This window comes from Pseudalkalibacillus sp. JSM 102089 (assembly GCF_041366475.1).
GTDB classification, from domain to species: Bacteria; Bacillota; Bacilli; order Bacillales; family Guptibacillaceae; genus Guptibacillus; species Guptibacillus hwajinpoensis_B.
On record NZ_JBEWYW010000006.1, the window covers coordinates 180,926 to 199,731 of the forward strand.

Here is an 18,806-nt window from a genome sequence, read left to right on the forward strand (position 1 = left end):
CTTCCCCCTATGATTCATTCTGATCCAACTCTTCAATGAAAATCTTTAAAGCATGAATCGTTTCAACGCAATCTTCTAAAGACGACCATTCTAGCGGACTATGACTTACCCCTTTTCGACTTCTTGTAAAGAACATAACCATTGGAACATACTTACCAATAATCATCGCATCATGCCCAGCACCACTTGCAAGGTAAAATGGATCGAGTCCAGACGCCATTTCCATCGCTTTACCTGCTAATAGATATAACTGAGGATCAACAGGAACAGGCTTAACGCGAATCGATTCCATGATTTCTAACTCTGCTTGATGAGCGTTTGCAACTTGTTCAGCCGTTCTTTGTATCAAAGTCACAAGCTCGTCTCGCTGCACCTCATCAATATCACGAATATCAACGGTTACCTTCACTTGCCCAGGAATCACGTTAACTCCCCCAGGCGACACCATCATTTTCCCTACTGTCGCTACCGCTGTCTCACTCACTTGTCTCGGTAGAGTTGAAACTTTTTCAACAAAGGAAGAGGCTGTTACTAACGCATCGCTTCGATCATTCATCGGTGTATTACCGGCATGACCCGCTTCCCCTTTAAACGTAACCTCCAGCCAGCATGGACCCGCAATGCCACTTACAATACCGTATGGAAGATTATTCTTTTCGAGCTGTTTTCCTTGTTCAATATGTACTTCGACAAACGCTTTAAGCGCTGATAAGTCACGCTTTGCCTCTATAGAACCATTAAGGGATAAGTTGTTATCTTCTAACACATTTTCAAAGGAACGACCGTGCTCATCTTCTAATGCTCGCTGCACGTCTCGATTCAATTCCCCAGCCATGGCTCGGCTGCCTGTCACTCCACTATGAAAACGTGCCCCTTCCTCATCAGAGAAAACAGCTACTTCAAAGCTGTGCCTCGGACGATATCCTGTATCCTTCCAGGCTTGTGCGACCTCAATCGCTGCAAGAACACCTAGCACACCGTCAAAATGACCACCATTTGGTACCGTATCTACGTGAGATCCTGATTGGATAATAGCAGCGGAATCTGTTCCTTCAAGCTTCCCAAATACGTTTCCCGCTCCATCCACCGTCACCTCTAGCCCCGCTTCTTCCATCCACCCTGCCACAACTTTCTTAGCAAATTGCTCTTCTTTAGTAAATCCGATTCTTCTTGATCCACCCTCTTCTGTTCTTCCAATTTGTGAGATGGCGCTAAATCTTGTTGCAAGCCTTCTACCGTCTACACCAGAATCCCAATTTGATTGTCCAAAAGTTTCAAGGAGTTCTTGTTCGAGATTCATCGAGTGATGAGGTATGAATTTCATTGTCACGCCCCTTTCTTCCTACTATTACTTTAATAAAGTAAAGTGATGAAAACCAATTTAATAGTACTAATTATAAAATAATTCTGTAAATTTAAAAATATAGTTCACCGACAAAACTATTCTTCACCGTTTGTTGGATTCCCACAAATACCTAAGTATTCACAAATGTAGATCCCAAGCTGAAGATCAAAGAGCATCCGCCCTTCTAATGAAGTAACCGCTAAAATTTCTTTCATTGTGTTCAGCCGATATTTGATTGTATTGGTATGCACATATAACTGACTTGCACTGCTTGTCATATTTTGGTTACATTCTAGAAAAACTTTTAACGTCTTAAATAGTTCAGTTTGGTTTTTTTGATCATAATTTAAGATGGGGCCGAGAATGTCATAGACGTAATCTTCTAATTCATCTTTATCTGTTCGCATGATCAAACGATACGGACCAAGCTCATCATAGGAAAGAATTTCTTTCTGACTCGTCGCAGTTTGCATATATTGAACACATCGCCTCGCGTCTCGATAAGAAGTTTTCACACCATGAAGTTCACCTGTCACACGTCCTAAACCAGCTCGCAACGACAGAGAAAGGGTTTTGGAGGATGCTTCATTTAAACTTGCAAACAATTCTTTTAAACGATCCAGTCCCTCTTTTTCAGTCGCATGTTCAGGCAAAATAAACAGTAATGTCATTTCCGTGTTCTTATCTAACACGAGCGTTTTATATTCGAAGCGAGAAAGAGAACGATAGATGAGCCGATAGAGCTGTTGCTTCCTTTGACTGGCAACATTTAGAGATAAGCTGGAATCATTAATCGATATCATTGCCACAATGAATTGGTTGTGGCTCTCATTTATATTAAGCTTTGCTAGCTTTTTGTATGGTAGCTTATCAGATGAATGATTAAGTAGTTGATCGAGGATATATCCTGAGTAAGTGAAGTCATTAAATAAGATTCGCTCCTGTCGACTCATCTCAAGAGCGAAGATCGTATTCGCCTGTTCAATGGCAACTCGGTCAAGAGGATCAAGGACGATTTCTTCTCGCATAAATACAGTTAATAAACCAATCACAAACGTATCTGTGCGAATTGGGAAACAATAAATCCCTTTAATACCTTCAAGAGAATGAACGGGATAGAAGGAGAAACCTACTCGATCCATCGCATCATGTAAGTAAGATTCACCATGAGTAATCATCTGCCTTGCCATCTCTTCGCATTTAGGGGAACAAGCACCAAGAACATCAAAGAATTCATTATAAATCGCCACATCTTTCTTCACTAAGTGCCCGAGCGTTTCAGTGATTTCAGTTAATCCACCTTGCGAAAGAGAGACTTTCGATAACTCCTCGTGAATCTTCGTGGAGCGTTCATTTTGAGAAAACAGCATCGCATTTTCAACCGCAATAGAAGCCTGTGTAGCGAACGTTTCAAGCAGCTTTAAATCATCATTATTGAACACTACGTTTTTACCAAAGATGTCAACTGTCAAAACCCCTATGCACTTCCCTTTTGAAATCAATGGAACACATAGCGTACTCGTTGGATAGGCCAATTCTCCGAGAGACTTCGCATAAATCTCTTTCGTTTCAGGAGTAATATTACTCATCCCTTGCTGCGTGTCTTCCCGTCTTGAGAAAATCCTCCCTTTACCAGAGAGAAACGTTTGCCCACTCATTCCCTCACCTGGAGAAAGCTTAACGGCACTCATATGGTTCATATCAAATCCAACAGCGGTTTTGGCATACAGCTTATTTAAATTTTCATCATATAAAAAAAGAATACTCGCATTCGCCCCTTCAATCACACTAAGCACCTCATTAATTAACTGATGAAGTACCTCATCAAGATCGAGTGTGGAACTTAACACTTGCATCGAGTTAATCAAACTCATTAATTTTTTCTCTGTATTCATCCCTTCAACCGCCTTCCCAATAAAACTATAACTAGTAGATTATCATAAGAGAATGATAAAAAGAATCAAAAAATAAAGAAAAATCGAGTTTTTTTGACAAAAACCCAGAAGTGATCTTTCATCTCATCTGGGATTGAAAATACAACAAATAGAGCTTAGAGGCGAAAATGCCGTTCTAAGCTCTATTCTTATGATTATTTTATTAAACACTAAACTATATTTTCATATTAGCTTAAGGCATCTTAGCAGCACTCTTCGAACTAACCCGCTCCAGCATATATTCAAGCAGAAACAGATAATCCTTCTCATTACCCGTCTTTTTAGCAAGTACGGATAAAGGCTCTAAAATGTGAAGACAATCATTTTCGTACAGGCTGTAGTTATCAAACCCTAAAATCGTCTGGCGGGCAAATTCCCATAGATCTTTGTGTGCTTCCTCATCCATTGTTTTACTTAGCTGTGCTATCATCGTTAAAAGCGCCGTTATAATTGTTGTGTTCTGGTTGGCATATTCACGAATGGAAGCAAATCCTTTGTGAAGGTAGTAACTAAAATCTTTTTGATTTAAGATAATCCGAAGCTTCTTTTCCTGATCAAAAAGGTAGGGTGAGAAATTCTTAGATTTGCCAATACTATTCAGCAAATCAGCAATCTGATGAATGGTATTCGTCACCGTAAGCGGATCATTGTGACCCAAAGCCTTAATAGCTAATTCGGCAAGCTTAATAAGACCATATTCCAGATCTTGAATCTCTGTTTGTTTGACCCCGATTTCAATGGATTTCAAGTAGCGGTCTGGATTCATCACTTGTCCATGTTCCCAATAAGTAAGCAGTGGTGTGCCTGCTATGACGAATTCTCCAATCCTAACATCGAACCTGAGGAGAACGTCGTCTCTATTCGCTAGTTTAATCAACCTAGAAAAGTCAGCGACTTGAAGATAACCAGATTGGTTGGTTTTGATAACTTTTCCATCAGGATCTGAAGGAATGTCTTCCTTCTCTACTTCCTTCTCAAGGTGATAAGGCTTTAATTCTTCTTCAAGAGAAGCCTGCACTAATTTTGACTTAGCATTCATATTGAAACTGATATTATGAACTTGCATCCACGTAGCAGTATGGTTGATAAAATAAATAAAAGTTATGGCAGCTGTAATAGCTGTCAGAATGGATAAAACAGGCGTCGCAACTACATACTCCTCTTCTCCGTGCGTCACGTATAAGAAGTTTAAGAGCACGTAAATAAAACTTCCGTTAAAAATACCAAGTACGTGCTGGGTCGCACGGTCACTAACGAAGTTGACAAGCATTTTGGAAGAGAACTGCCCACTAAACGTCGTCAGGGCAACAAGCAAGGAGTTAAGTGTAAAGGCACTTAAGGTCAGCACCCCTCCTACAAGTGCACTCAATAGAACCTGTAGCGTCTGACCACTAAAGCCAATTCCAACTGGCAGATACAAGCTAACATCCACAACATAGTCGAGATAATAGGTAAAAATAGATAAACCTACAGCTCCAACAATATACCAAAATGGCATAAACCAAATGGTTGAATTCAATTCACTTTTCCGCTGACGTCTCGACATCTTTAAATATTTCTTTATATAGTAAAAGAATCCCATTTAATCACCATTCTATTCTTCAGAGTTTTGAACACTTCTACTAACTACCCCGCAAATAAGTAAACTAACCTGGATTTTATTGTTTCCATCTAGAAGAAGGCGTAATCTTCTTAGATTTTTAACTTAGAAGTCTCTGTAAAACCTCCATGTGATTTTTGTAGATCATTTCACTATGAAGCTTTATTTTATCCGTTCAGTGAACGATGATTTCTATAATCCAATTCGAACCATTCAAAACATCATTTATAAATAACAAAAAAAAGCGATTATCTTTGTAAGATAATCGCCTCTTCATATTGTTTCATTTGCTCTCGATTTTCATCTAATCCACTATTTCACTCACTTTACCAACGACAGATCGCCACAAATAAAGCTAGTGCAAGAAAAATGATATTCATGCCGACTACCTGATTCTCTTTTCTTTTAGCATGAAAAATAGCTGCTAAAATCATCACTAGCCCCAGTCCATAGGCTGCAATTGGTGTTAGGATAGGGGCAATACCCAATGCATAAGGTAAAATTAATCCCAATCCTCCGAGCATTTCTGAGACACCTATAAATGTAATCAAACCTTTTGAATAATCCTTTACCCACGGTAGGCTAGCTTTAGCTTTCTCATATTGCAATGCTTTCATTGAACCAAACATTATAAAAGCTAATCCTAAAATAATTTGCACAATCCACAATGCGATATTCATAGACTAGCCTCTCCTTTTTTTACGACTGTAGTAATATTTATTAATCTTCTCTGGGTATAGAACACGATGATCGCTAAAATGAAAAGAATGAATGGCGTCATTGCAACCCCAAAACCTTGCCCTGCAATCAAGTGTGTGAATACAGCACCAGCCATAACAATCGCTAATAGACTACTAAAAATAGGAACCAAATTTTTCTTCCAATAACCAACGATTAATCCAATAGCTGCTAAGATTTCAATAATACCTACAATATACATAAAGGCTGTTCCATATCCATAAATATTGTTAAATGCATCTACCTGCATTGGGTTTGCACTAACTTTCATAAATCCAAATAATAAAAATCCTACCGCTAATAACCCTTGTAATATTCGAACAGTCCACTTCATAATAATAACTCCCCCTTGTCTCATTTTGTATGACTATTTTATGGTGCATTTGTAACAGAAAAACTCTGTTTCAATTTAACTACTAAGGTTATAATAATTTCTAAGTAGAATTAAAGGAAGTAGGCACATTAATGTTTCCTAGTATACAAAAAGATACCTAAGGAGGAAGTAACATGGCAAATGACTGTACCACTAAGAGGACTGTTGAAACAGCTCTCCAAATCCTTGTTGGAAAATGGAAACCTGTCATTCTTTTCCACCTTCTAGACAAAGGAACGCTACGTTTTAGCGAACTACAAAAACTGATTCCTGATGTAACCAAAAAAATGCTAACCACACAATTAAGAGAATTGGAATACCACGATATAGTGAGGCGCAAAGTTTATTCAGTCGTCCCACCTAAAGTTGAATATTCGATATCTGAATATGGAAAAGGATTAAAGCCATTATTATTTGCCATGCATGAATGGGGATTATCGCATTTAGTGCATTTAGATGAAATGGAGAATGAAAGCAAGGAATTAATCGGAAAATAACAAAGCTGTGAATGAACAGTAAACGTGTTACTGGTAAAAGCAAAACCATTGCCCACCTGGAAATCCAGGCAGGCAATGGTTGTAGTATAGGCATAAATCCGTTGAACCATTATCATCGTCGGTGTTGATGATTTTGCACCACATTTATGGTTAAACTCCCCAGGTAAATTGAATACTGTTGGTTCACTTAATCGCGAGTGCCGCTTGATTTTTCAGAGGAGTAATTAAATGACCATACCCTTTCTCTCCAACAATAGCCCCTTCCTTCATAACGACCTTACCTCTCACGATAGTATGAGTCGGCATACCCTTAACAGCAAAACCATCAAAAGCGGTTACTTTACTTTTACTATGCAAATCTTCCCGCCTTATCGTCGACTCCTTTTGTAAATCCACAATCGTAATGTCCGCATCGCTTCCTATTTGAATGGCACCTTTTTCAGGGTAAATACCAAACATTTTAGCAGGCTCCTCTGAGAGCAGTCTTGCTACATCATTGATCGAAACTCTTCCTTCATTTACAGCATTCAACATGAGCGATGTCATAGATTCAACTCCACACATCCCTGCAGGAATAGACCACAAATCTCCATCTTTCTCTTCCTCCGTGTGAGGAGCATGATCTGAACAAACATGAGATATCGTTCCATCAGCAATACCATCCCATATGGCCAGTTGATCCTTTATATATTTCACAGGAGGATAGACCTTCATTTGAGGACCAATCTCGGCATAATCTTCGTTAGAAAGAAATAAGTAATGTGGACACGTTTCCACTGTAATCGAATGCCCACTCCCTTGAGCAATTCTAACCGCCTCTACGGCTTCTTCGCTACTTACGTGTAGAATATGTAATCTTACTCCGCTTGCTTTAGCCATTTCGATTCCTTTACTTACAGTTAGCGCTTCCGCTACATTCGGGCGACCTTTCAGTAAATCATCGTAAGTTTGCCCACCTTGTTGTTCTATTCGACCTGTTAATTTCTGAATCAGCTCATTACTTTCAGCATGAACAGCAAAAACTTGTCCTGTTTGCGCCACTTCTTCCATCATTTCATATACGTCACCGTCATCGAATGGGGCAATTACATTCTCCATCCCTGGTTTATAATTGTACAAAAGCTGATATGTTTCTTCATGAACGGCATATCCCCAGAAGAATTTGAAGCCGATTACTCCTTTTTTGTGAAGATCTTGAATATTAGCGAGGTTTAATGGCCCAAGACAGATTCCCCAAAGTCCATAATCGACATAAGCTTTTTGCTGTAAATTTTGATTTTGCAAGTCGAAATTCTCGGCACTGTTGACTGGAGGAGTGGTGTTGGGCATTTCGAAAATAGTTGTAATTCCTCCAGAAGCTGCCGCTCTTGTAGAATGAGCAAAATCTTCTTTATACGTTGGCCCTGGATCTCTAGAATGAACATGTGTATCGATTAAGCCTGGTAGGACATGCTTTCCCGTTGCATCAATTTCCTCAGTGGCCTCAAACCACTCATTTGTAATCACTGCGATCTTTCCATCATTCACATAGACATTTGCCTTATACAATTGTGATTCACTTACTATCGTCCCGTTCGTAATCCTTAAATCCCACATCTAAGCGCCCTCCTCTTCCTTTCATTAAACCTCAACCGAGCCGATCAACTCTTGAATATCACTAATGTTATGGTTATCCATGTATTCATCAATTTCTGTTAGAATATCGGTTAGTGCGGTAGGATTAATAAAACTAGCTGTGCCTATTTGTACAGCACTTGCCCCAGCGATCATCATTTCGATCGCATCTCTTCCATTCATTATGCCCCCACAACCTATAATCGGAAGTGAGCTCACTTGAGCAACCTGATAAATCATCCTAACAATAACCGGCTTTACAGCTGGCCCTGAGAAACCACCCATCACATTACCGATCAACGGCTTTCTCGTCTCAACGTCAATTGCCATTGCGAGAAGCGTATTTGCAACATTTAATCCATCAGCTCCACCGCGTTCAGCTGCCAGAGCGATTTCTTGTATACTCGTTACGTTTGGAGTAAGCTTCGCAATGAGGGGTTTCGTGGTTACTTGGCGTACTTCTGAAATAAGCTTTTCTGTAATCGCCGCATCCATTCCAAATGCTTTACCGTCCCCCTTCAAATTCGGGCACGAGATGTTAAGTTCAAGTCCGCTCACACGATCATTAGCTCCAATAATCGATGACATCTCCACAAATTCTTCGATCGATTCTGCGGACACACTGGCAATGATTGGTGAATCATATTTGTCAAAAGAGGGAAGCGTTTCGTTTAAATAATAGTCGATCCCTTTGCTCTGAATGCCAATTGAATTAATCATTCCGGCCGTTGTCTCACATACCCTCGGCTTTGCATTACCTGGTTGCGGATTTTTTGTGATGCTCTTTGGAACGATAGCGCCCAATCGATTAAAATCCACCGCACCTTCCATCTCTACTCCAAATGCTCCTGAAGCGGGCATAACAGGATTTTTTAACTTCAACTTTCCAATTTTCACTTCCAAATTTTTTTGTGCAATCATTCCATCACCACCTTATCTAATGGAAACACAGGTCCTTCGATGCATACCCGCACTGACTTTATCTTCTCTTGATCTCGAATATCGCAAACACAAGCGTAGCAAGCTCCCATTGCACAGCTCATATGTTCTTCAAGAGCAATTTCTCCTTGAATATGATGCTTATTTGCAGCTTTCTGAGACAGTCTAGACAGCCTGCGTGAACCACATGTGTAAATACAGTCGATTTTATATTGACTAAATATCTCTCTTAAAATAACCTTCTCGATATGTTCGACGTGGCTCGTTGATTCTTCTTCAGTAACCTTATAAACGGTAGCCCCAAATCCCTCAAGGAATTCTGCTGCTAGTAGGTCTTCTTTTGTTCTGGCTGATAAGATAGCGACACAATGTGTACCTTGATTGTATGCCGCCTGTGCAACAGCCGCTAAAGTTGCAACCCCTACACCTCTCGCGACTAATAGAATGGTTTTAGCTTGTTGATCAAGAGTAAAGCCTGTTCCTAGAGGGCCCATTAAATCCAGGGTATCCCCTTCTTTGATCTGACTCATGGCGATCGTCCCTTGACCTTTAACCAAATACAGAAATTCCGTCGTCTCTTTGTTTATTCGATAAACGCTCAGAGGACGTCGCAAAAAAGGTGAGAAAGTGTCTGCACAACGTATATGAAAGAATTGACCAGGTTTAACAGGGGTTTGAATCATTGAAGTATCAACAACCATATGCCAATATCGTTTACTTACCTGCTTATTTGAAAGGACTTTTGCCTGATATTTTTTCATGTCGCTACATTCCTTTCTTTAACCATTGCAAGCCTTCTAATGACCTTTTCAAGGACATTAATCCCTTTGATCAGATCATCAATGCTTGTATATTCTAACGGATGATGACTGATCCCCTTATGTGAAGGAATGAACATTAATCCTGTCGGACAAAGCTCTGCCATATTCATGGCGTCGTGTCCGGCACCGCTCGGAATAGAGAGCGGATCAATACTTACCTCTTCACAGGATAAAGCCAACATCTGTTGGATTTCTTTGTTTAGTAAAACCGGCTGTTCATCACTCAATTTTTCAATCCTTATAGTAACCCCTCTATTTTTCTCTAGTACTGCACTGCTTCTAAATAAGGCTTCAACAATTCTTTCCTTCGATTGTCGATTCAAGCCTCTTATATCTACTTGAAATTCAACTCTTCCCGGGACCACATTCATCGCTCCGGGAAAGACATCTAGGACACCTACCGTCGCCACAGTCTTGGAAGCCGATTCTTTTCTAGCTGCTTCTTCAACTGTTAACACAAGGTGAGATGCGGCAACTAACGCATCGTTTCTCAGCTCCATCGATGTTGCTCCAGAATGTGACGACATCCCGTTTACAGAAATGGCAAATCTCGTTGGTGCTGCAATTCCTGTAGCAATTGCTACTGACTTCCTCTTAATTTCTAACTCAGGGCCTTGCTCAATGTGTAACTCAATGAATGCTTTTAATTCGCTTTGAATTCGCTTCGCTTTCGGTACATCGTTTAGCTTTAATCCAGCTTGTTGCATCGCATCCGTTAACGTAACGCCACTCTTATCTTTATACGTATGAAGAGAAGAAAGTGGGAGTTTACCACACATCGCTTTGCTTCCAATTGTAGATATTCCAAACCTTGCAGATTCTTCACCTGTAAATGCAATCACTTCAATTGGAAATTCTGTCTCTATATGATAATCATTTAAACGGTGGATCACTTCTAAACCTGCCACTACACCGGCTACGCCATCATATTGTCCACCAGTATAAACCGTATCGAGATGAGAGCCGATCGCGACAGCTGGAGCATTCTTTCTTACCCCCTCTCTTCTCGCAATAACATTCCCTACTTCATCAACTCTGACTTCCATGTTTTCTTCTAAGCAAAGTTTAATGAACAGATTCTTTACTTCCTGTTCTTCTTTCGTAAATGCTAACCGCTCCATACCATTCTTCGTATACCCAATCGCATTGATCGCATCTAATATCCTTTTAACCCTTCCTTTAGAAATACTATGCATTTGCCTCATCCTTTTCTGTTCAACTCTATACTCTTATTTTCCCAAAAATTCAGATAAATTTCTTTGGTTGAACAGACATGATTTCTATCTTATTTTTATCTAAATCGATAGTCATTTTGGATAAAATGATGAATTTTTAAACAAACTTGTAAAATTAACTTATCCTCTGAGTTTCGTATATCTAAAGAAGTGATCGCTTTTATTCTCTGCAATCGGTATTTCATAGTATTAATGTGAATGAATAACGCTTCTGCCGTCTTGGATACGGATTCGTTATGAGCAAAATAAGTGGATAGCGTTGTAATGAGTTCTAAATCATGATTTTCATCATAATGAATTAAGCTCCCGATCGACTCTTCATAGAATTTCTTTACTTCTGTTGTATTATTGAATGTGGCTAATAAACGGTAAAAGCCTAGTTCTTCGTAATAGATAATGTGCTTATTGTCATGAAGCGTGCGCCCTAATATAACAGCTTGATAGGCTTGATCGTATCCATCACGAATATCATTTAAATTCATGGCAGGACGTCCGACCCCTATGTATATTTCGGTATCGATCTTATTCTTCAAGCTTTTGTATATCGTCTCAAGTTCTTTATCGATACGTTCTTTGCTTTTATTGGAAGACGGATACAAAAGGTATAAACCATTTTGAAATGCCCCGATGATCACTTTCCGGTCAAACTGTGAACAAACAAATTCTAAGTGTTCCACAAGTTCTGCAATGAACGTAATGCCTTCTTTATTAGGACTAAATTGAATGGTAACGAAAGTATACTGATGCTTTAAATCGAAACCAAACATTCGTCCTTTTTCTAATAATATTTCTTCATGTTGGATTTGAGAGAAGAGTAAATCTCTAAAGAAATCACTCTTATACTGCTGCTCCAGATCATAACTTGCCTTTTTCCTCAGAAACTCAATTGATAAAGTGGTAATCGCTCTTTCTAATATGTCGAGATCAACTTCTAGGAAGCCCTTTTCAACGCCAATACTTGTAATGGCACCAAGAATGTTACCTTCTATAATTAATGGGGCAATGATACAAGCCTGCTCTTTTTCTAACGTAGGATTCCACCTATTCATTCGAACTGGACGCTGCACAATCTTTAACTCTCTTTTTTGGTCTTCTGTTATTGGAGCGAGATCGATCTCTTGAGAAGGGATCGAAATATAAGGTACAAAGCTATCAATCTTAGTCTCGTATTTCATTAAATGTTTGAGCGTAACGGCAAGCTGATTAATACTCACTTTATTCAGCTTAATTTCATCAAGCAATTGATACGCCTGTTCGAGATCCTCTTGAATCACAACTTTGTCATTAAAAATAATATTCATAACCGGTGATAGGATATCTAAATAGGTCACTTCCTCTGGTATTTCAATGATAGGAAAATGATAGTTATCTGCCTCATCTAGGATCACCTTAGGTATTTTATCAATAAATCGATGAGGCTTAATCGCAAGTGCCGAAGTACCTCTCGCATGTAATTCCTTCACTAAATTCTTCATTGCATTCTCGTCATCTTTTATCGGATATAAACTAGTAAGTAAAAGTTCTTTCCCCTTTAGCCACCGGACAATGTCAGGTACCTCCATGATTGTCACATTACTAATATCACGCTCTATGCCCTTATGGCCTGAGACAACCGAGCATTTACTTAGTCCGCCTATTCGAAGCGCCTGATTTAAAGTGATCGCCATTTAGATCCCCACCAATTTAATTAAGTAAATTTAAAAGAAACAATGAACTCTCTGGAATATACGTAATAATGAGTAAAGCGGCTACGTTTACAACGAAGAAACGCATCAAACCTGGCATCATCTCAACCATATTTAATTTCGTGATCGATTGCGTTACGAAAATATTGATTCCAAATGGCGGTGTATACATACCGATAGCTAGATTCGCAATCATAATGACACCTAAATGAACAGGATCGATCCCCATTGAAATAGCAGTCGGATAAATTAACGGAGCTAGTATTGTAATAGCCGCTACCCCTTCCATGAACATTCCAAGGATAAGTAAAACGATATTAATTAAGAGAAGGAAAACGATCGTAGAATCAATATTTTCCGTAATAAACATCGCCACTTGCTGCGGTACGCCACCTCGTGTCAGAATCCAACCTAGTACTTGCGCTGCTGCTACTAAAACAAGGACCTGGGCAGTCGTAATCGCTGAGTCTAGTAACACATGGTAGAAGGACTTCCATGACATTTCTTTGTAGATTACAGCGCTGATAAACAATGCATACACTGCAGATACACCCGCTGCTTCAGTTGGAGTGAAGATTCCTGAATAAATACCACCTAGAATAATGACCGGTATTAATAATGCCCAGAATGCTTTAACAGTTGCTGTCGTCATTTCCTTTGCAGACGCACGTTTATCCTTTGGTATGTTGTTTCTTCTCGCATAATAATAGATATAGATAATAGAAGAGAGACCATAAATCAAACCTGCTCCAATACCAGCTATGAACAGACTACCTACTGAAACACCTGTTACCGATCCAAAGATAATCAAGGTAATACTTGGGGGGATAATAAGAGAAACTGCTCCAGAAGAAGCCAATAATCCCGCTGAAAACGAGCGATCATACTTCTTCCTAATTAATTCTGGATACATGATTTTCCCAATCGCAATAACCGTTGCAGGACTTGATCCAGATAAAGCACCAAAAAACATACTCGAAACCTGTGTTGTCATCGCAGCTCCACCCGTAATATGTCCGACAAGTGCACGAGACCAGCGGAGAATGCGTTTAGACAGTCCACCTACATCCATAATATTAGCTGCCAAAATAAAAAAAGGCAGTGCCATTAGCGCGAACTGATCAAGACCACCAAATAGTCGCTGAATTAAAATCATCGGTTGAATATCACTTAAGAACACTACCGCTACAAAAGACGATAAACCTAACGCAACATAAATTGGTGTACTAGCGAACAACAAGACCATAATGAGTATTAACAGTAAGACAATCACGATCCATCACCCTATCCCTATATAGTTTCAGCTTTGCTGGAGTCCTCTTTATTACGAATCATTTTCGTTGTTTGCAGAATTAAGTGAATGAACGAAAGCGTGGATCCGATAGGAATAGCTAAATAAACAATGTAAAGTGGTATTTGTAGAGAAGGCGTGATCTGACCTGTTTGCATCGTAAACACCACTAAATCTAAGCTATATTTAATAAGAAAAACCATAAAGATCATGGAAGCTACATTTACAAATAGATGTAAACCCTTCTTAGCCCTTCCTTTTAGAAGATCAACTAAAAAGTCTACCCCTACATGCAATCCTTTTCGAAAACAAACGCTACCTCCAATAAACGTAATCCAAATCATAACGTATCGTATAAATTCTTCTGCCCATGTCGTATTTGAAGCAAAACCGTACCTGAGAACAATATTTATAAATAGTAAAGATGTTGCCATAAATAATCCAACGACAATGATGATCTCTTCGATCTTGTTCAAATATTTCATCGAATACCTCCTCACTACAACCAAAGTCATCTTTTTAATAGCTTTTGAGGGACTGCTAGATTAGGAGTCCCTCAAAAGTAAAATTATTCTTTAACTTCTTCTATTTTGTCGTAAATTTTCTGAAGTAATTCCTTTTGTTTATCCGTATTGTAGTATTCTTCGTGCACTGGAATCGATGCCTCACGGAAAACTTCAATTTCTTCAGGTGTTAATTCATAGAAGTTGACACCTGCTTCTTTAATTTTCTCGCGATATTCGTCTTCTGTATCTGCTAATGCCTCTCTTGCTGTATTCCTAGCTTCTTCTTCTGACTCCGTAATAATGTCCTGGACAGATGACGGTAGTCCTTCGAACCAGCTTTTATTTGCCATCAAAGCATATGTCATACCGCCGTGATAACTCTCAATAATCGTATCCTGTACTTCATGGTAGTTATTTAAGTAAATAGTTTGCAATGGATTTTCTTGCCCATCTACAACTCCCTGTTGCAGAGCATTATAAAGTTCCGAATAAGGCACTGGGATAGGGTTCCCTCCCCATTCTTGATATTGAGCAAGAAGAATAGGAGATTCCATCGTTCTCATTGCCACTCCTTTGAAATCAGAAGGTTTATGAATTTCTATGCCATTCGTTGTAAATAACTTATAGCCACCAGGCCAAAAGCCAAGTCCTTTAAATCCACCTTGATCAAGAGTCGATAGAAGCTCACTACCTACTTCACTATCAAGAACCTCATACATTTGCTCACGATCAGCTGGCCATAAGTACGGTAGATCAACCGCCTTAATATCGTCAACGAATGGGGAAACAACAGCAGTAGGCTGCATCGTAATATCAATTTCTCCGATCTGAGTACCCTCTACTTGTTCTCTAAGACCACCAAGTTGTAAAGAAGGAAATAGTTCCACAGTCACTTGTCCATCTGTTTTCTCTTCAACAAGCTCTTTGAATTTTTCTGCGCCCTTATGCTCTGGACTATCGACGGGCTGGTTGTGACTAAATGTAATTGTAATCGGATCATAGTTCTCTTCATTAGCATCATTCGCATCAACAGAACTACTACTCTCATTGCTACCGCAAGCAGCTAGCAATAATACAAGAATGGCAATGAGGAAATACAACGGTACTCTTCTCTTCGACAAAACAATCGCCCCTTTAGTTGTTTTTTTGTATTGATATCAACACATTCTACCTAAATATTCAGATAATTAATATGTCTATTTATACAAAAAACACCCTTCAATTTTGTCACTATCGACAGATGGTTAGTAAATCTCACATAAATTCACGATAGCTATCTAACCGATTTACCCCTCTACGAAAACATTCATAACGCTTACAAGAAAAATTCTCTCTTCGTTCTATTCGACAAATATCGACATGAATTATTTTTCTCTTTCTCTAATCTTTGAATAAAGAATATTTACTTTCTACACCTTCAAGAGTAAAATGCTATAAATAATGAATGATAGAAAATTCAAACAACACACGAAAAAGGAGACGGTAGCATTGACAACCCAAACAAAAGTAGAAGATTTTAAAGAGTTATTTGATTTAATCATTTACTACTCAGAAAACCGCGATCGGCCAGTAGATAAAGGGTTTAACTTCTTTGAACACGTTGAATTCCATTGCAACAACCTCGGACTAGATTACGAGGAATTTAAAAAAACATTTGATCTCAAGCAGCTGTTTTAAAAAGAAGAGGTTTAGGAGCAAAAAACGTCTGCCCACAATGTGTTATTGTGGGCAGACGTTTTTTATCGTAATGCTATTCATCTACTACTTTCCCCTAATTTTCAGTAAAACACTCTTTTCTATTAATCCGACAACTCCAAACTCATAAACACACTATTCGAATCTTCCCTATACCCTGCAAACGGCTGACACTCGTGAAATCCAAAGCTTGCATACAAGCGCCTGGCTGGCTGAAAGACATCCATTGAACCCGTTTCAAGACTCAACCGTTCGTATCCACGCGCTCTCGCTTCATCAATAATATGTTGAAGAAGTCTTTTCGCGACACCCTTTCTTAGATGAGCAGATGCTGTTTTCATGGACTTAATCTCAGCGTGGAGACTATTCAATCTTTGAAGCGCCACGCATCCGACTAAGTCACCCGCTTCCCACGCACTCCAAAACGTAATCTCAGGCTTCCGTAACCCCTCTAGATCCAGCGCATGCTTACTTTCCGGTGGAGAATACTTTTGCATACTTTGGATATGGTCATTCAATAATTCAGCCACTTCAGGTCCGCTTAAATCATCTACTTTAATCTCCACTGAATTCACTCCTTTACCGGTACATTGCTCGCTTTTCATGATAAACAAATCACTCAATCGTAATATCATATTCCATTTGTTTCGCTGTCTTTAATGCGACTTCCTTACCATGTAGCCGAGCGATCATATGGAACGACAAATTGATACCTGCAGAAATGCCCCCTGATGTTAAAATCGAACCTTCATCAACGAATTTGACATGCCGTTGAACGGAGACCTCTGGAAATTCCTCATCTAATCGATCAAGATCCATCCAATGAGTTGTCGCTTTTCTTCCATCAAGCACACCTGCTTTCGCCAGCAGCAAAGCTCCTGTACAAACCGATGTCATCAACTCCACTTTTGACTTCTGATCTTGAATCCATTTAATCACCCGAGGATTGTTGATTTCAATCTGTTCAGCGCCATACCCACCTGGTATAATGACGATATCAAACGAAGGGTGGTCCTCAAAACCATAATCGGTTTGCACGTTTAACCCATTACGCGCCGTAACCATTCCCCCATTTTCTGAGATCGTTTTTACCACAAAAGGCTTTTCGTTCGACTCTAGTAAAGTTGTAATCGAAAAGACTTCAAAGGGACCCGCAAAATCCAAGACTTCTACCTCATTAAACAGTAAAATACCAATAAGTCGCTGTCTCATTTGTTTGACCTCCATGATCCATCGATTTCCTTTTCGATAGATTAACTTTACTATATTATGAGGTGGCATTTCTGATAAAATAACCGGATACGGAAAAAATAGTTCCGATTAAGAGGAGTTGTTTCATCCTGAGTGAATACCTTTTATCAAAAAAATTCATACCTACATACTTTATCGCCGCAATCTTCGTCATTCTCTTATACCGTACAATCGGAAATTCATGGTTCGAGGCGTTACTCGTCAGTTTTCCTTGTTTTCTTGTAGGCATTATTTCGCTTGCCCAAAATTTCGGTAAGAAAACAAAATAAGAATAAAAAAGCTACGTTACACTACACCTTGTAGAATAACGTAGCTTCTCTTCTATTCAGGATCCATCCAAAACAGCTCATCAAGCGATTTATTTAACGCCCAACAAATGGACAAGCACAACTGCAGCGTCGGGTTATATTTTCCGAGCTCAATGAGCCCAATCGTCTGTCTCGACACGCCAACCTTTTTGGCAAGCTCTTGCTGGGAGAGATCGTGCTCCACTCTTGCCATTTTTAGTCTCACATTCTTCACAATTGATCACCGCACATCTTCATCATCCATCTCTTCTAGTTCCTGCTCATTTATCTTATCACTTTTATACTTCGCTACCGCATAGGGTACCACCATTATGACAAATAAGACAGGAATGTAAATCATTAAGCACCCTAATAAAATACTGAGGAAAAAATATACCGTTTCCTGAGTACCCTCTCCATACATCAAAGAGTTCCTGATCGCAAGGAAAAGAGAAAACCCCACTCCCAAGAGAAGACTGATCAAGAAATTCCGTTTACTAAAGCTCACCTTACTCGATCGATCGTGCATCTCTACTTCATCTGAAAAGATTCCTAGCATCGCTGATCGTATAAGATAATATCCAGAACTGACACTAAAAATAATAATCTCCGTCCATACATGCTGTATTCCGCCCTCAACCAGAAACTGTTTATACAAAACTGATAGAGCACAAATCACCACAATAAGAATATACATTTCCCGGTAAATCTTATTTTGAAGAGTCGTCAATCGTTCGTCTTTCTGCTTCCCCTTAAATCCAAACCCCATTATTACCCTTCCTCTCCTATTTAGTAATCGATCATTTATGCTTTATTCTTTTGATAAATACGATTCCATTTCATGAGATTGAATAATTTTATCCAACTAGTGACCCCCTTTAATTTTATAATTCTCTTCCTCATCCTTCTTTTACCATTATATATTATTAACGTCTTTTTGCAATATATATTGTTCATTTAGACGTTTTTATTTTTCTTTATGTAACAAAAAACAG

General features: G+C 39.1%; 19 protein-coding genes. 2 read left to right on the forward strand and 17 right to left on the reverse strand.

Annotated features, from left to right (window positions below; translation table 11 throughout):
- Positions 1–7: 7 nt before the first annotated feature.
- The 5 genes from ABVF21_RS14805 to ABVF21_RS14825 form a co-directional block, all read right to left on the reverse strand.
- Positions 8–1,324: a Zn-dependent hydrolase gene (locus ABVF21_RS14805; RefSeq protein ID WP_371018485.1), complete on the reverse strand. Its 1,317-nt coding sequence runs from the start codon at positions 1,322–1,324 to the stop codon at positions 8–10.
- A 116-nt stretch (positions 1,325–1,440) separates the two neighbouring features.
- The gene (locus tag ABVF21_RS14810) at positions 1,441–3,240 is read right to left on the reverse strand and encodes a GAF domain-containing protein (protein WP_371018487.1); all 1,800 of its coding nucleotides are present in this window, start codon (positions 3,238–3,240) and stop codon (positions 1,441–1,443) included.
- Between the two features lie 232 nt (positions 3,241–3,472).
- Positions 3,473–4,825, reverse strand: a complete 1,353-nt coding sequence (locus tag ABVF21_RS14815) for a DUF2254 domain-containing protein (protein WP_371018488.1) — start codon at positions 4,823–4,825, stop codon at positions 3,473–3,475.
- Positions 4,826–5,205: 380 nt separating this feature from the next.
- Complete coding sequence (locus ABVF21_RS14820; protein ID WP_371018489.1) at positions 5,206–5,559, reverse strand: DoxX family protein; 354 nt, start codon at positions 5,557–5,559, stop codon at positions 5,206–5,208.
- Positions 5,556–5,951, reverse strand: coding sequence for a DoxX family protein (locus tag ABVF21_RS14825; protein WP_371018490.1), 396 nt, complete (start codon positions 5,949–5,951; stop codon positions 5,556–5,558). Before ABVF21_RS14825 ends, ABVF21_RS14820 begins: the two co-directional genes overlap by 4 nt.
- A gap of 173 nt (positions 5,952–6,124) precedes the next feature.
- Here ABVF21_RS14825 and ABVF21_RS14830 point away from each other — a divergent pair, with 173 nt between their 5' ends.
- Positions 6,125–6,487 (forward strand): winged helix-turn-helix transcriptional regulator, encoded by a 363-nt coding sequence (locus tag ABVF21_RS14830; RefSeq protein ID WP_371018491.1) that lies wholly within the window; start codon positions 6,125–6,127, stop codon positions 6,485–6,487.
- A gap of 183 nt (positions 6,488–6,670) precedes the next feature.
- Here ABVF21_RS14830 and allB read toward each other — a convergent pair whose 3' ends face one another.
- The 8 genes from allB to ABVF21_RS14870 all read right to left on the reverse strand — a co-directional run bounded on the left by allB (position 6,671) and on the right by ABVF21_RS14870 (position 15,699).
- Entirely contained in the window at positions 6,671–8,083 is a 1,413-nt protein-coding gene (gene allB / locus ABVF21_RS14835) for an allantoinase AllB (RefSeq protein ID WP_371018492.1), read from the reverse strand.
- A gap of 24 nt (positions 8,084–8,107) precedes the next feature.
- Positions 8,108–9,022 carry a dihydroorotate dehydrogenase gene (locus tag ABVF21_RS14840; protein ID WP_371018493.1) on the reverse strand — a complete coding sequence of 305 codons (915 nt, stop codon included), beginning with the start codon at positions 9,020–9,022 and terminating at the stop codon, positions 8,108–8,110.
- Positions 9,019–9,801: a dihydroorotate dehydrogenase electron transfer subunit gene (locus tag ABVF21_RS14845; protein WP_371018495.1), complete on the reverse strand. Its 783-nt coding sequence runs from the start codon at positions 9,799–9,801 to the stop codon at positions 9,019–9,021. Before ABVF21_RS14845 ends, ABVF21_RS14840 begins: the two co-directional genes overlap by 4 nt.
- Positions 9,798–11,057, reverse strand: a complete 1,260-nt coding sequence (locus tag ABVF21_RS14850) for a Zn-dependent hydrolase (RefSeq protein WP_371018496.1) — start codon at positions 11,055–11,057, stop codon at positions 9,798–9,800. The genes ABVF21_RS14845 and ABVF21_RS14850 overlap by 4 nt, the downstream gene beginning before the upstream one ends.
- 95 nt (positions 11,058–11,152) lie before the next feature.
- Positions 11,153–12,763, reverse strand: a complete 1,611-nt coding sequence (locus tag ABVF21_RS14855) for a PucR family transcriptional regulator (RefSeq protein ID WP_371018497.1) — start codon at positions 12,761–12,763, stop codon at positions 11,153–11,155.
- A gap of 16 nt (positions 12,764–12,779) precedes the next feature.
- A complete protein-coding gene (locus tag ABVF21_RS14860; protein ID WP_371018498.1) occupies positions 12,780–14,054 on the reverse strand; it encodes a TRAP transporter large permease in 1,275 nt (424 codons plus the stop codon).
- 17 nt (positions 14,055–14,071) lie between these two features.
- Positions 14,072–14,557, reverse strand: coding sequence for a TRAP transporter small permease (locus tag ABVF21_RS14865; protein WP_371018499.1), 486 nt, complete (start codon positions 14,555–14,557; stop codon positions 14,072–14,074).
- 83 nt (positions 14,558–14,640) lie between these two features.
- Positions 14,641–15,699 (reverse strand): TRAP transporter substrate-binding protein, encoded by a 1,059-nt coding sequence (locus ABVF21_RS14870; RefSeq protein WP_371018500.1) that lies wholly within the window; start codon positions 15,697–15,699, stop codon positions 14,641–14,643.
- Positions 15,700–16,066: 367 nt separating this feature from the next.
- Between ABVF21_RS14870 and ABVF21_RS14875 the strand changes: the two genes are divergently transcribed.
- The gene (locus ABVF21_RS14875; protein WP_283152605.1) at positions 16,067–16,255 is read left to right on the forward strand and encodes a hypothetical protein; all 189 of its coding nucleotides are present in this window, start codon (positions 16,067–16,069) and stop codon (positions 16,253–16,255) included.
- A gap of 122 nt (positions 16,256–16,377) precedes the next feature.
- On the opposite strand, the gene ABVF21_RS14880 is transcribed toward ABVF21_RS14875, so the two are convergent.
- From ABVF21_RS14880 to ABVF21_RS14895, 4 genes are all read right to left on the reverse strand, one after another.
- Positions 16,378–16,839, reverse strand: coding sequence for a GNAT family N-acetyltransferase (locus ABVF21_RS14880; RefSeq protein WP_371018501.1), 462 nt, complete (start codon positions 16,837–16,839; stop codon positions 16,378–16,380).
- A gap of 49 nt (positions 16,840–16,888) precedes the next feature.
- Positions 16,889–17,485 (reverse strand): DJ-1/PfpI family protein, encoded by a 597-nt coding sequence (locus tag ABVF21_RS14885; protein ID WP_371018502.1) that lies wholly within the window; start codon positions 17,483–17,485, stop codon positions 16,889–16,891.
- A 360-nt stretch (positions 17,486–17,845) separates the two neighbouring features.
- The gene (locus ABVF21_RS14890) at positions 17,846–18,046 is read right to left on the reverse strand and encodes a helix-turn-helix transcriptional regulator (protein ID WP_194220828.1); all 201 of its coding nucleotides are present in this window, start codon (positions 18,044–18,046) and stop codon (positions 17,846–17,848) included.
- Positions 18,047–18,052: 6 nt separating this feature from the next.
- A complete protein-coding gene (locus ABVF21_RS14895) occupies positions 18,053–18,580 on the reverse strand; it encodes a DUF6773 family protein (RefSeq protein ID WP_371018503.1) in 528 nt (175 codons plus the stop codon).
- Positions 18,581–18,806: the final 226 nt, after the last annotated feature.